Raw genomic sequence first — 13440 nt, 5'->3', positions numbered from 1 at the left:
GAGTTGTAACACCATCTTTCTGCCTGGAGCGAAAACAATGAATAGATCCTCTGATGGTTTCTATCCCGATATAGAAGAATCAAGCACGCTGTCGGGGGTGTCCTGGGGCGCGATCTTCGCCGGGGCTGCTGCCGCGGCGGCGTTGTCGCTGATCCTGGTACTGCTCGGTTTCGGCCTTGGGTTTTCCGCGGTTTCACCTTGGGCCCATGAAGGCGTGAGCGCCAAAGGCCTGGGGATTTCCACAATCGTCTGGCTGGCCGCGACGCAAATCGTGGCTTCCGGGCTCGGCGGTTATATCGCCGGTCGCTTGCGGGTGAAGTGGGCCAACATGCACGGCGATGAAGTTTATTTCCGTGACACTGCCCACGGCTTCCTGGCCTGGTGCGTAGCCACGCTGGTGACTGCGACGCTGGTCGTCGGTTCGGTTAGCAGCATCGTCAGCGGTGGCGTACAAGCCGGCGCAAGTGTTGTCGGTGGTGCCGCCAGTGTCGCGACTCAAGCCGCTGGCACCGCTGCGGCTAACACCAACAGTGACCAATATGGCTACTTCGTCGACACGCTGTTCCGAGATGATCGTCCTGCCGCTGTCAGCGATGACGCTGCCCGCAGCACCGTGACCCGGATCTTCGTGCGCTCCCTGAGCGATGGTCAACTGGCCCCAGCAGACCGGACTTACCTGGCGCAATTGGTCGCCCAGCGCACCAACCTGACCCAGGCCGATGCCGAACGCCGTGTCGATGAAGTCTATGCCCGCACTCAAAAAGCTGTTGCCGACGCCAAACTGGCTGCCCAACAAGCTGCTGACACCGCCGCCAAAGTCGCTGCCTGGACGTCGCTGTGGATGTTCGTTGCCTTGCTGATCGGTGCGTTTTTCGCCAGCTTCGCCGCTACCTTCGGCGGTCGTCGTCGGGATGCCGTGGTGTATCTGGAATCCGACACTTACGTCACCACCACTACTGTGCCAGTTCGCTAACCCAGGAGAATTCTCATGCGCTCATTACTGTTGTTCTTTCTTGGCGTGCCAATCCCGATCATCATCCTGATCGCCCTGTTCATGCATTGATACTCTGAGGCTTATGCCTCTGCCGCTTCCGCCTCTGGTGGAAGCGGCGTTTTGCTTTCTGGGGCCCAATAAAGCGACACTGATCTGTGGCAGCAGGCTTGCCGCACATTTTCGATTTGGGTTGCCCGGGAGAAGTATGTTGGACAAAAAGGAAATCAAACGGCAACTGGTGGAAATGCTGGAGGCCGGACGTTCAAAAACCGAGACGTTCAAGGCGTTTTCAGGTGGGGCGGTAAAGGATCGGGTATTGGCTTACTGGATTGGCGCCAGGCCGGATCCGGCGTTGCGCGAAAGGCATTCAGGCAAGGTCAATATTCTGATTGCATTGACCTGTGTCCAGGCATTGCTGGGCGCGGTCACCGGTTTTTTCATGGGTTTGATGATCGGGCCCGGTGCCGTGGTGTTCTTCACGCTCTTTGCGGCGTTGGTGCCATTGGCATTTGCGTGGGGTTTTTACAAGAGCTCGGCCCAGGCCTATACCCTCTACGTGATTCTGACCGTCAGCCAAATCTCGCGGATGTTCAAAGGATATGAAGAAGACCCGGTGATGACCGTGGTCGGCGTTGCTATCACTCTGGGCATGGTGTTCTTCGCCGCGTGGATCAAAAACCTGCTGTTCCCGGACCTGGGCTTTGTGGGTTCGAAAAAGGTCAAGGGACAGTACGTGTTCTCCAGCTGATCGACGGGTAAGGGCCAGCTCGCTCCCACAGGGTTCTTGTGATCGACACAAATCCCTGTGGGAGCGAGCTTGCCCGCGATGGCGGCAGACCTGCCGCCACAGTACTCAAACCTTGCTCGCCTCCTGCTCCTCCATCTGATCCGCCTCAAACAACCTGGCCAGTTCAGCCCGCGCTTCCTGTGCTGTCTGCAAGACCTTCACCGCATCGTCATATACCGCGTGCTGGGCTTCCAGCACTTGTTCATCGTGATGCTTGAAGCGCTTGATCCGCGCATCGGCCTGCGCTTGGGTCAATCCCAGGCCGACCAGGGTGCGCCGGCTCATTTCCAGGCTCGAATAATAGGTTTCCCGAATCGCCTCGGCGCCAAGGTCCACCAGCCGGTGCACATGCTGACGGTTACGGGCCCGGGCGATGATCTTGATGTGCGGATACAGCTTGTGTACCACCTCGGCAGTCTTGATGTTGGTGTCCGGATCATCGGTGGCGATGACAAAGTATTCCGCTTGCTCGACCTTGGCCGCACTGAGGATTTCCGGGCGCATCGGGTCGCCGTAGAACACCGGCACGCCGCCGAAACTGCGTGACAGTTCGATGGTTTCCACCGAGGTGTCCAGCGCCACGAACTTGATGTTCTGCGCCCGCAGAATCCGCGCCACGATCTGCCCCATCCGGCCCATGCCGGCAATCACCACACGCGGCGCGTCGGTGTCGATGTCGCGAAATTTCTCCGGCACCACGACGGGCTGCACCTTGGGCGTGTACAGCCGCGCGCACAGCAGCAGCAACAGCGGCGTCACCGCCATGGACAGGGTGATGGTCAGCACCAGCAAGTCGTAAAGGCGCGGCTCGAACAGCCCCTGGTCGCGCCCGATCTTGAACACCACAAACGCAAATTCGCCTCCGGCCGCCAGCACGATGCCCAGGCGAATGGCACTGACTTTGCCCAAGCCACCGGCCAGTCGACCGACCAAAAACAGCAGCGGCAATTTGAGTGCGATCAGCAGCAGGGTCAGCCCCAACACCGTGATCGGCGCGCTGAGCAGCAGACTCAAGTTGGCGCCCATGCCGACGCTGATGAAAAACAACCCCAGCAACAGGCCCTTGAAAGGTTCGATCTGCGCTTCCAGTTCATGGCGGTATTCAGAGTCCGCCAGCAGCAATCCGGCGAGGAACGCGCCAAGGGCCATGGACACTCCGACCTGGTCCATCAGCCACGCCGTGCCAATCACCACCAGCAACGCGGTCGCCGTCGAGACCTCGGGCAAACCGGTCTTGGCTACCACGCGAAACACCGGCCGCAGCAGATACCGTCCGCCGACCACCACCACCGCAATGCTGCCCAGTACCCGCAAACCGTGGTTCAAGTCTTCGGCGGCGGTAGAGGTGTGATCGCCACCGGCCAATAACGGCACCATGGCGATCAATGGGATTGCGGCGATGTCCTGGAACAGCAGGATCGCAAACGCCAAGCGTCCGTGAGGACTGGTCAGCTCTTTGCGCTCGGCCAGGCTTTGCAGGCCAAACGCGGTGGAAGACAACGCCAGGCCAAGGCCGAGCACAATGGAGCTGTTCAACGGTTGGCCGAAGACAAACAGCGCCAGCACGCCGATCACCGAGCCCGTCAACAGTACCTGCGCCAGTCCCACGCCAAACACGGATTTACGCATCACCCACAAGCGGCGTGGTGACAGTTCCAGGCCGATAATGAACAGCAGCAACACCACGCCCAGCTCAGAGATATGGCTGACGCGCTGCGGATTACCGATCAACCCCAGCACCGACGGCCCGATGATCACCCCGGCAAACAGATAACCCAGTACGGCCCCCAGTTGCAGGCGTTTGGCCAAGGGCACGGTGAGCACGGCCGCGAACAGAAAAACGACGGCGGCTTGTAAAAGGTTGCCTTCGTGGGGCATGACGAACTCCAGACTCTCGATACGGCGGGGGAGATAAGGATAAAGGCTGAGGCGTCAGGCGTCAGCCGGAACATGAAGCGTTTCAGCATGCATTGAAGTCAGGCAAATCTGGTTACGTTTAGCATCAATTAGTTACATTCATAGGATAAGCTAATCAATCTGCCTGTTCCCCGAGTACGCAATATGGCCATCAACTTCGACCTCAACGATCTGCAAGCCTTTCGCGCCGTGGTCGAGCAGGGCAGTTTTCGCAAGGCCGCCGACACCGTGCGCATCTCCCAGCCGGCACTGAGCCGGCGTATCGAAAAACTTGAGGACGCCCTTGGCGTGCGCTTGTTCGAGCGCACCACGCGCAAGGTCAGTCTGACCCAGGCCGGGCGCGGTTTCATGCCGAGTGTCGAGCGCCTGCTCGATGATCTCGACATCGCGCTGCTGGGTATCAGTGAAGTCGCTTCGACCCGACTCGGCCATGTCACGGTCGCGTGTGTGCCGTCGGCGGCGTACTACTTTATGCCGCGAGTGATCGCCCGTTACCACCAGCAATTTCCCCGGATCAAAGTCAAAGTGCTGGATTCCAGCGCTCACGACGTGCTCGGCGCAGTGGTCAATGGCGAGGCGGATTTCGGCCTGAGTTTCATGGGTACGCTGGAGGCCGAAGTCGAATTCGAACCCCTGGTGCAGGAAGAGTATGTGGTGGCCTGTCGGCGCGATCACCCATTGGCGGGGCGCAGCAGCGTGACCTGGGATGAGTTTTATCAGCAGGATTACATTTCGTTGGACAAGACGTCCGGCAATCGCTTTTTGCTGGATCAGGCGCTGAGCGGAATTGTTCCGCAGCGGCCGAGTATCTGCCAAACCCGCCATGTGACGACGATGATCGGTCTGGTGGAGGCGGGGTTGGGCGTGGCGGCGGTGCCGTTGATGGCGATGCCAGCGGCCGATCACCCGATTCTGACGCGGGTGCCGCTGACCCATCCGCAGGTGATGCGCAGTGTCGGCTTGATCAAGCGCCGGGGTCGAACCCTGACCCCGGCGGCGTTGGAACTGGAGCGGTTGGTGGTGGAAATGAAAGTCCAGCCGTCTGCGGTCAGCGGCTGACCGAATCCAGTCCGGTGGCCTTCACGTCCGATTGAGCGGCCGAGGAGGCCAGGTATTCAAGCAGCGCCTTGGCTTGCTCCTTGTGCTGCGCGCCTACCGGAATGCCAGCCGCAAAACGCGTCACTGACTGCACCGACTCCGGGATTTTCGCCACAAAACTCACTCCCGGCACGGGCAGTAGTTCGCTGACTTGCTGGAAGCCCAGTTGGTAATCGCCCGTGGCAACCACCGAACCGACCGGGATTTTTGCAATCATCTTCGACTTGGGCTTGAGTTGATCCTCGATGCCCAAGCGCTTGAATAGTTGGTCCTCGATGTACACGCCGCTAGCGCTGTCGGAATAGGCCACGGACTTCGCGTCGAGCAAAGTCTTTTTCAGTCCGTCGACAGAACTGATGTCCGGCTTCGGCGCACCTTCGCGCACCACCAGGCCGATTCGTGAATCCGCCAGTTCAACCCGAGACGCCGGATCGACTTTGCCCTGCTTGATCAAGTCGTCCAGGGCATAGCCAACCATGATCACCACATCGGCCTGCTCACCACGTGCAAGCCGATTGGGGATCGCTTCCGGCGCCTTGCCCATCGACGGGCCCATCGCGGTGTCGAGGGTGTTGCCGGTGGACGCAGCGAATTTCGGCCCGAGGATTTTGTAGGCCGCTGTGAAGCCGCCGGAGGTCATTACGCGAATTTCTTCAGCCTGGGCGATGGTGCTCAGACCGAGACTGGCCAGCAAAGTCAGGGCAGCAAAATTGAATAGTTTCTTCATGGTCATGTGCTCTCAAAGGGTTCAGGACATCGCCGGTTGCAGGCGACCGGTCGAGCGGCGATAGAGGTACAGCGTCGCGCACAACGCACAGAGCGCGGCGAAACTCATCCAGTAACCGGGCGCGGCCTTGTCGCCGGTGTACTGAATCAGGAAGGTCGACATCGCCGGGGTGAAACCACCGAACACCGCGGTGGCCAGGCTGTACGCCAGGGAGAAACCGGCAACTCTGACCTCGACCGGCATGATTTCCGTGAGCGCCGCAATCATCGCGCCGTTGTACAAGCCGTAAATGAACGACAGCCACAGCAATACCAGCAGCATGTGCATGAAGCTCGGCGCATTGACCAGGAAGGTCAGCGCCGGGTAAGCGGTGGCGAGGGTCAACAGCGCCATGGCGATCAGCACCGGACGACGACCGATCCGGTCGGACAATGCACCGCCAATCGGCAACCAGAAGAAGTTCGAAACACCCACCAGCAAGGTCACCAGCAAAGCATCGGACGTGCTCAGGTGCAGCACGGTTTTGCCAAATGTCGGTGCGTACACGGTAATCAGGTAGAAGGCGGTGGTGGTCAGCGCGACCATCATCATGCCGGCGAAGACGATCACCCAGTTTTGCGCCAGTGTGCGGAACACATCGCCCATGCTCGGACGGTGTTTACGCGCGGTGAACTCTTCGGTTTCTTCCAGGTTACGGCGCAGGAAGAAAATGAAAGGCACGATCATGCAACCCACGAAAAACGGAATTCGCCAGCCCCAATCGGCAATCATCGCCGGCGCCATCCATTGGTTCAGTCCATACCCCAGCGCGGCAGCGACAATGATTGCCACTTGCTGGCTGGCCGATTGCCAACTGGTGAAGAAACCCTTGCGGCCGGGCGTGGCGATCTCTGAGAGGTACACCGAGACACCGCCCAATTCCGCTCCGGCGGAGAAGCCTTGCAGCAGTCGGCCGATCAGCACGATGGCAGGAGCGAACAGTCCGATGGTTTCGTAGCCGGGTACCAGCACAATCAGTATCGTGCCGCTGGCCATGATCGACAGCGTGACAATCAAACCTTTGCGCCGGCCCACATCATCAATGTAAGCACCCAGCACCACGGCACCCAACGGACGCATCAGGAAGCCTGCGCCAAACACTGCAAAGGTCATCATCAGCGAGGCGAATTCGCTGCTGGCCGGGAAGAACACGGCGGCAATCTGCGTGGCGTAAAAACCGAAAAGGAAGAAATCGAATTGTTCGAGAAAGTTGCCCGAGGTGACCCGGAAAATCGCACTGGCGCGGGAGCGCCCGGAAGGGATTGATGTTGTCATTGATCTGTACTCCACCGCTTTTATGACGTGCATGGCCTGGACGCAATGCACGGTTCTTATTGGGGCGAATGGTGGATCAGGGACATCGATATGATAAGTGCATTGTTGACATGCATTAATGCGTGAAACGGATCAATGCTGAGCGCACATAGGTGAGTCGCGGCTGCCGAGCCTGCGTTTGATTTCGAAGTGGCTAATATTTTTTCGAATGATCGAGCGCATCGGCGGTCCCACATCAGCTACCACGAATTTACTGGAGGTTCACCAATGAACAACAAGACCCTTATCGCCAGCCTCGCCCTTGTTGCAGGCCTGGTCGGTATCGCCCCGATCGTTCAAGCGGATGACCCACCACAAAAAACCGTCCAACCCGGCGTCAACAATACCCGCGCGCTGGTGGTCGGCGACCGCGCCCCGGACGTCTATCAACGCACCGAAAAAGCCCTTGGCAACTGGAAACAGAAGGGCCTCAAAGCCCCGAAAGACCAGGCGCAATGGGTGCAGATCAATGACAAGTACATGATGGTGATGATCACCAACGGGATGATTGTCGATATCACGCCTGTGGAGCGTTAGGCCGAAGAGGCTATTCGCTGTGAGCACGCATCAGGCTTTCCGTGCCCAACCGATACTGATTATTCCCACTGCGTTTAGCCTCATACATCGCCAGGTCGGCGATGTGAATCAGCCGGTCCATGCTCGGCGCATGGTCCGGGAACACTGCGACCCCAAGGCTGGTGCCGATGTGGCGTTGGTCGTTACCGATGGTGATGGGCGGTGACAGTTCGACGAAGATTTTCTGGCAGATGCTGCGTGCCTCATCTTGCAGGCTGATGCCCTGGGGCAGGCCTTGCAGGATCACCACGAACTCGTCGCCACCGATCCGCGCGACGGTGTCGGTCGAGCGCAGGATTTTCTTCAGGCGTGTGGCGGTCGTGATCAACACCCGGTCACCCGCGGCATGGCCGTAGTGATCGTTGATGGCCTTGAAACCATTGAGGTCGACAAACACCAATGCCACCCGAGTGCCGCTGATGCGCGCCTGTTCCAGCGCCTCGGACAAGCGTTCTTCGAGCACCAGGCGGTTGGGCAGGCCGGTCAGCGGGTCGTAATGGGCCAGGTGTTGCAGGTAGCTGGCCGAGGCTTTTTCCTCGGTGATGTCGCGCACCACCCCCATCATCTTGACGGTGGCGTCATGGTCGTTCTTGACCACGTTGCCGGTCTCGCGCAACCAACGAATGGTGCCGTCGGGCCAAACCACGCGGTATTCCTCGTCATGGTTCTCACCGGTTTGCAGGCAGCGCAGTTCTCCGGCCCGGACCTTAGCCCGGTCATCGGGGTGTACGCAGGCGCAAAAAAGCGCGTAGGAGGGTGTGACCTCGCCGATCTTGAAGCCGAACATGCCGTAGATGGCGTCCGACCAGTAGAGCTTGTCGGTGTCGACATCCCAGTCCCAGGTGCCGATGCGGGCGAAATACTGGCTGCGCTTGAAGCGTTCGGCGTCGCCGTCCTGGCGCAGGGTCTGGCGTTCGGACAGGCTGGCGATCACTGCGCGTTGCTCGGCCAGCTGCTTTTGCAGCGAGCGCTCGCGGCAGATCAGCACGACGATCAGGGCAAACATCACCGAGCCGATGGCTACGCTGGTCCAGACGAAACTCATTCAGGCGTTGCCATCGTTGTGTATTAACCGTTGGGAAGATGGGGATATGTTAGTTCACACGAGCGCTGAGCAGCAGTCGCTTTCTCTTCAACGGGCGCTAGACTTGACGCTATCAGCATCGTGATCGTCCGTCCGGCAGGGAATCATCGCCATGACTCAGGTCAATGCATCTGCCGCTGTGCCTCCGCCTACGCCGGAGAGTTCGCAACTGTCGACCCACTTTGGCGGTCCGACGTTGCTGTTCGGCGCTTATCTGTTTTTTTATTCGTGGCTGCACCTGTTTTATTACTTCAAGACGTTCGGCATACCGTTGGTATCGCTCGATATCTCGCTGTACTTCTATCTCGCGTTTGCCTGGACGGTCGCGAAACAGTTTGGTGTCTGGTTCCTGATCGCTGGCGCCCTCGTTTATGTCTTGCTGAACAGCGGCTGGTCTTCGGATGAGAGGCCCATTCCCTACTTCCTGCACAAAGTGTTGTTTACGGTATTTCTGATTGGCGGCCTGTGGGGCACATCGGTACTGGCCGAGCACTTCGGCACTCTCCAGGCTCAACAAGTACGCGACGGCGGGGTATTGCGCCCGATTCGCCTGCATTTCGACGAAAAGTACGCAAAGTTTTATCCGCCTGAGCTGATGATGGCCACGGCCAGCAAGGACGGCGGGATAAAAGAGGCGGTGCTGCTGATTGAAACGGCTGCGACTTATTACGTGCTGGTGCAAAAGGTACTGGTGAAAACCGATAAGCAGCCACAACGTTACGATTCATTCGGCACGGTGTATCAAGTGCCGAAAAAGCAGGTGACCTACATTGAAATCGACGTTCCCAACATGCCACGCGTAACCCGAACGTTGTTTTCTGACAAGTTCCTGTAATGACTCACTCTGGACTTATGGCAGGTGCGCTATGACCAGACGAATGATGGTGCTGTCGCTGGTTTTTTTAGCCAGCGCGGCAAAGGGCGAGGAAATATTGTTGATGCCCAGTGGCGAGCAATATCTGGGCAACCAGACGGTGGACCATTCGGGCATCTTCGTCGATTGCGACAAGCGGCACCACAGTTCGGCGGAGGGCAAGATCCAGCCGACCAGTCAACGGTGTACGACCAGCCAAGAGATTTTTGTGGCGACGCCGCCGCTGATTACCCGTTCCCCGCTGGAGGTGGTGAGCGTCAACCCGAAAGACAAGAAAATCGAAGTCATGGAAGGGAACATCCTCAAGACCCTCGACCTGAAAGGTTTTACAGACTTTCATTGGATTGATTTCAACAAAGGCGACCAGATCGGCATTGTCACCGACCAGAAAAGCAGCCTGGGCAAGTGGATCTTTCCAGAAGCCATATTCGGCAAGGACTTCGCTGTCGATGCCAAAGCCAAGGAAGAAAAAAAGGTCGAGGCGCAGGTGCCAAATCCTGACACGGGTGCTTGAAACTCAAAAGATCGCAGCCTCGTTTCACTCGACAGCTCCTACAACGGATACCCGGTCCCTTGTAGGAGCTGTCGAGTGAAACGAGGCTGCGATCTGTTATTTCTTCCGGCGCAAAACCAAATACTTTCCATCCCCACCGATTGCCATTCAAAGCAGATTCTGCGAAAACCTCCGTCCGCGCCCTCAAGTCCCGGGCGACAGTGAACGAGTACGACGCATGAACGACGAATTGCAAATCATCGACCTTCAACCAGGTGACGGCAAAGCCGCCGTCAAAGGCGCGCTGATCACCACCCAATACCGCGGCTGGCTGGAAGACGGCACTGAATTCGACTCCTCTTACAGCCGGGGCAAGCCGTTCCAGTGTGTGATTGGCACCGGAAGGGTCATCAAGGGGTGGGATCAAGGGATTATTGGGATGCAAGTCGGTGGCAAGCGCAAGCTGCTGGTGCCGGCGCATCTGGCCTACGGCGAGAGAACGATGGGCGCAATTGCGCCGAATTCGAATCTGATTTTCGAGATTGAATTGCTGGAAGTGCTGACGCGCGATGATTGAGCGTGTGGTTTTCGTGACGGGGCGTGCCGCATCGCCCCGTAATGCGGGTGGCGACGTCTAACCTGACAGCGAGTTTGATTTAAGCAAAATCGAATCGCGCACCCCGATGAACAGTTCCAATTCTGTCGGTAGGGGTTGATTGAGAACAGCCGCGATTTTTTGTGCTTGCTCGCTAGTCAGATGCCATTCGTCGTCCGCTGCCTCATCAAGACTTTTCCAGCCGAACACATCCAATATTGCGCTTTCACACTCAGGTCGAACGGTGTGTTCGAATTTCAGGAAGTCACCCGCATCGTCGCCTTTTAAAAAACCGCTTATCCATAGAAACATAAAGATCCCTCAATTGATTTCAAAGCGATGCGGACGCTATATCAATAGGGATTGGATAGATGTAGGACGGGTCTGAAACGCGGGCCGTTTTTTCCAATTAGCCCCCTAACCAACGCGTGCTTGCGCGGGGCTGCAGGACCGGGGAACCAAGGAACCCGGCAGGCCCGAAGGCCTCCCGCGCAAAGCTGCCGTCAAAGCGGACACAATAAAGCGTCCGTTCTGTGTTGTTCACCGTCAGGCCTGAAAAGTTTCCCGATACGCATACAAACCCGGTGTTCCCCCGGTCATGACAAACAACACATTGTCCCCGGAACGAAAGTGCCCTTGCCTGAGATCGGCCAACAGCCCGGCGAAGGCTTTTCCGGAATACACCGGGTCAATCAACAACCCTTCGGCGCGAGCCATCAGGCGTACGGCTTCTTGCATGGCTGGTGTCGGCAAACCGTATCCGTCGCCCAGCTGACTGCCGTCAATGTTGATCGCTTCAGCCGCCACATTGGCGTCGCTGCCCAGCAATGTCAGGGCGTCCCCGGTCAATTTCAGGGTCCTGGCCGCTGACGTGTCGTGATCGGACAGCACCGAGTACGACTTGACGATTGAAGTGCCGCGATCCAGCAATTCGAAGCCTGCCGCCAACCCGGCGTGGGTGCCGGCGCTGCCGTTGGGCACCACGATCTGGTTGAACGTCAGGCCGAGTTCTGTTTCCTGCTGCGCGATTTCCGCCGCGCAGCGTGCATAACCGAGACTGCCCAGGGGCGTCGAACCGCCCGTGGGTATCACCAGCACTTTGTGCCCCGAGTCGCGAAGTTGTGCGGCGCGAATGTCGGCTTGGGCGAGCGAATCGCTGCCCGCGGCTAGCACCTGGATGTCTGCGCCGAACAACTGATCGAGCAGGACGTTGCCGTTCAGTTCGTAGTCCACTTCGTCTTTGGGCACCGCGCGGGTCAGGATCAGTTCGCAGGCAAGGCCCAGGCGGGCGCACGCCGCAGCGGTCAGGCGCGCGTGATTGGACTGCAGGCCGCCAACGGTAATGACCGTGTCGACGCCGGCCTCAAGCGCGGCGCCAATGTGAAATTCAAGTTTGCGCAGCTTGTTGCCGCCACCGCCGATCAGCATATGATCGTCACGCTTGAGATACAGGCCGATGCCCCGCGACTTCAAATCCAGCCATTGCTCCAGGCGTTCAGCCCTCTGAATCGGCGTAGGACCTTGCAACAGGTCGACCCGCGCAAAAGAACTCAGTGACTTGTCCAGTAGGGTTTGCATCAATGACGCCTCGTTGTTCACTTTATTAAAGTGACTCTAGGGAGAAAGCCTCGGGTGATAAACGCATCGCCGGTTATTACTCCTTTAACCTGATGTATTTAATGCAAGGCAGGGACATGAGCAAACTCAGGCAAATGGAAGTCTTCGTCGCCGTGGTCGAGGCCGGCAGTTTTGCCGATGCCGCCGGCGAGGTGGGCATGTCCGCCGTCATGGTCGGACGGCACATCCAGAGTCTGGAGAAAACCCTCAATACCAAGCTGATCCAGCGCACTACCCGGCGCCAGTCCATTACCGGGGAAGGCCGATTGTTCTATGAAGAAGCCAAGCTCGCGCTGGAACAGGTGAAATACGCATTCAGTCGGGTCGAAGCCTCAAGCCCCGAGCCCAGCGGCCTGTTGCGAATCACCGCCCCCATGGCTCTCGGCGTGTCTCTGGTCGGCCCGCTGGTGGCCGAGTTCATGCAGCGTTATCCGCAGATTCAGGTGGAACTGATCCTGAGCAACGAAGTGGTGGACCTGTACGAGACGTCGTTCGACCTGGCCTTCAGAATCTCCGAACTGATCGGCATCAATCTGCTGGCCAAGCCCTTGCCGCCGTATCGAATGGTGATCTGCGCATCGCCCCGGTATCTGCAGAAATGGCAGGAGCCGCAGACGCCCGAAGACCTGCACCGACACAGAATTCTCACGCACACTTCCTGGAACAACCGCTTCGCCTGGCCGCTGAGAAACGGTGCCAGCGAAGTGCCGTGGCCGGAAGGGGCGGTGCTTAAAAGCAATGACGGTCAGGTGTTGTTGCAAGCGGCGGTGGCCGGAGAGGGGATTTTGATGCAGCCCGATTTTCTGGTGTCGGCGGCCTTGGCCACTGGCGAGCTCGTGCGGATCATGGAGGACTATGTTCCGCCGCCCAAACCGGTGCAGATGGTGTACCCACGCTCAAGGAAATCACTGCCCAAGTTGAAGGCGTTTGTCGATTTCGTTGCGGATCGACTGGCGTAAAGAGCACGCCACTTTTGGATTGTTGACTTGCCAGTTCGCTCAGGATCAGTGACTATGCGCGCCAGATAGGGGTAGGGGGTATAGGTATGTCACACATTCACGAACACAAAGATGATTTGCTCAACCGGGTGCGGCGCATCTCAGGCCAGGTCCAGGCGGTGGAAAAGGCGCTTGAGTCCGACGCTGATTGCGCCAAGACCCTGCACCTGGTCGCCGCCATTCGTGGTGCGGTCAACGGTTTGATGGATCAGTTCATCGATGCCCACGCCCGTGAACACGTGGCCCGTCCAGGCCTGAGCGACGAAGAGCGCGCCGAAGGCCTGGAAGAGTTACTGCAAGCCATCCGTCGTTACTCGAAATAAGGCC

15 protein-coding genes are annotated in these 13440 nt (G+C 58.4%); 9 read left to right on the top strand and 6 right to left on the bottom strand.

The annotated features are described in order from the left end of the window. Positions 1-37: 37 nt before the first annotated feature. On the top strand, positions 38-973 hold the full coding sequence (locus tag BLQ41_RS23225; RefSeq protein WP_090184920.1) for a hypothetical protein: 936 nt from the start codon (positions 38-40) through the stop codon (positions 971-973). Between the two features lie 229 nt (positions 974-1202). Continuing rightward, positions 1203-1742 (top strand): hypothetical protein, encoded by a 540-nt coding sequence (locus tag BLQ41_RS23220; RefSeq protein ID WP_090188782.1) that lies wholly within the window; start codon positions 1203-1205, stop codon positions 1740-1742. Positions 1743-1847: 105 nt separating this feature from the next. On the opposite strand, the gene BLQ41_RS23215 is transcribed toward BLQ41_RS23220, so the two are convergent. Continuing rightward, complete coding sequence (locus BLQ41_RS23215) at positions 1848-3659, bottom strand: monovalent cation:proton antiporter-2 (CPA2) family protein (RefSeq protein ID WP_090184917.1); 1812 nt, start codon at positions 3657-3659, stop codon at positions 1848-1850. Positions 3660-3842: 183 nt separating this feature from the next. On the opposite strand from BLQ41_RS23215, the gene BLQ41_RS23210 reads away from it, so the two are divergent. Then, positions 3843-4757 carry a LysR family transcriptional regulator gene (locus tag BLQ41_RS23210; RefSeq protein WP_090184913.1) on the top strand — a complete coding sequence of 305 codons (915 nt, stop codon included), beginning with the start codon at positions 3843-3845 and terminating at the stop codon, positions 4755-4757. Here BLQ41_RS23210 and BLQ41_RS23205 read toward each other — a convergent pair. Both BLQ41_RS23205 and tcuC read right to left on the bottom strand, forming a co-directional pair. Then, positions 4747-5523, bottom strand: coding sequence for a substrate-binding domain-containing protein (locus BLQ41_RS23205; protein WP_090188779.1), 777 nt, complete (start codon positions 5521-5523; stop codon positions 4747-4749). The genes BLQ41_RS23210 and BLQ41_RS23205 overlap by 11 nt on opposite strands. 21 nt (positions 5524-5544) lie before the next feature. Then, on the bottom strand, positions 5545-6837 hold the full coding sequence (gene tcuC, locus BLQ41_RS23200; protein ID WP_090184910.1) for an MFS transporter: 1293 nt from the start codon (positions 6835-6837) through the stop codon (positions 5545-5547). A 267-nt stretch (positions 6838-7104) separates the two neighbouring features. Between tcuC and BLQ41_RS23195 the strand changes: the two genes are divergently transcribed. Continuing rightward, positions 7105-7413, top strand: a complete 309-nt coding sequence (locus BLQ41_RS23195; protein WP_090184907.1) for an RcnB family protein — start codon at positions 7105-7107, stop codon at positions 7411-7413. Positions 7414-7423: 10 nt separating this feature from the next. Here BLQ41_RS23195 and BLQ41_RS23190 read toward each other — a convergent pair whose 3' ends face one another. Beyond that, the gene (locus BLQ41_RS23190; protein ID WP_090184904.1) at positions 7424-8497 is read right to left on the bottom strand and encodes a sensor domain-containing diguanylate cyclase; all 1074 of its coding nucleotides are present in this window, start codon (positions 8495-8497) and stop codon (positions 7424-7426) included. 151 nt (positions 8498-8648) lie between these two features. Here BLQ41_RS23190 and BLQ41_RS23185 point away from each other — a divergent pair, with 151 nt between their 5' ends. The 3 genes from BLQ41_RS23185 (at position 8649) to BLQ41_RS23175 (ending at position 10480) form a co-directional block, all read left to right on the top strand. Beyond that, positions 8649-9371: a hypothetical protein gene (locus tag BLQ41_RS23185; protein WP_090184901.1), complete on the top strand. Its 723-nt coding sequence runs from the start codon at positions 8649-8651 to the stop codon at positions 9369-9371. A gap of 31 nt (positions 9372-9402) precedes the next feature. After that, positions 9403-9924, top strand: a complete 522-nt coding sequence (locus BLQ41_RS23180; RefSeq protein WP_157695039.1) for a hypothetical protein — start codon at positions 9403-9405, stop codon at positions 9922-9924. A 217-nt stretch (positions 9925-10141) separates the two neighbouring features. Beyond that, on the top strand, positions 10142-10480 hold the full coding sequence (locus BLQ41_RS23175; protein WP_090184895.1) for an FKBP-type peptidyl-prolyl cis-trans isomerase: 339 nt from the start codon (positions 10142-10144) through the stop codon (positions 10478-10480). A gap of 57 nt (positions 10481-10537) precedes the next feature. Here the strand turns inward: BLQ41_RS23175 and BLQ41_RS23170 are convergent, their stop codons facing one another. Continuing rightward, positions 10538-10810 carry a pyocin S6 family toxin immunity protein gene (locus BLQ41_RS23170; protein ID WP_090184893.1) on the bottom strand — a complete coding sequence of 91 codons (273 nt, stop codon included), beginning with the start codon at positions 10808-10810 and terminating at the stop codon, positions 10538-10540. A 234-nt stretch (positions 10811-11044) separates the two neighbouring features. After that, the gene (locus tag BLQ41_RS23165) at positions 11045-12076 is read right to left on the bottom strand and encodes a D-cysteine desulfhydrase family protein (RefSeq protein WP_090184890.1); all 1032 of its coding nucleotides are present in this window, start codon (positions 12074-12076) and stop codon (positions 11045-11047) included. Between the two features lie 116 nt (positions 12077-12192). On the opposite strand from BLQ41_RS23165, the gene BLQ41_RS23160 reads away from it, so the two are divergent. Further along, a complete protein-coding gene (locus BLQ41_RS23160) occupies positions 12193-13074 on the top strand; it encodes a LysR family transcriptional regulator (protein WP_090184887.1) in 882 nt (293 codons plus the stop codon). Between the two features lie 86 nt (positions 13075-13160). After that, a complete protein-coding gene (locus BLQ41_RS23155) occupies positions 13161-13436 on the top strand; it encodes a metal/formaldehyde-sensitive transcriptional repressor (RefSeq protein WP_090184884.1) in 276 nt (91 codons plus the stop codon). The last annotated feature ends 4 nt before the right edge of the window (positions 13437-13440 follow it).

Source organism: Pseudomonas arsenicoxydans (genome assembly GCF_900103875.1).
GTDB lineage: Bacteria > Pseudomonadota > Gammaproteobacteria > Pseudomonadales > Pseudomonadaceae > Aquipseudomonas > Aquipseudomonas arsenicoxydans.
This window is presented reverse-complemented; position numbering and strand designations above follow the sequence as displayed.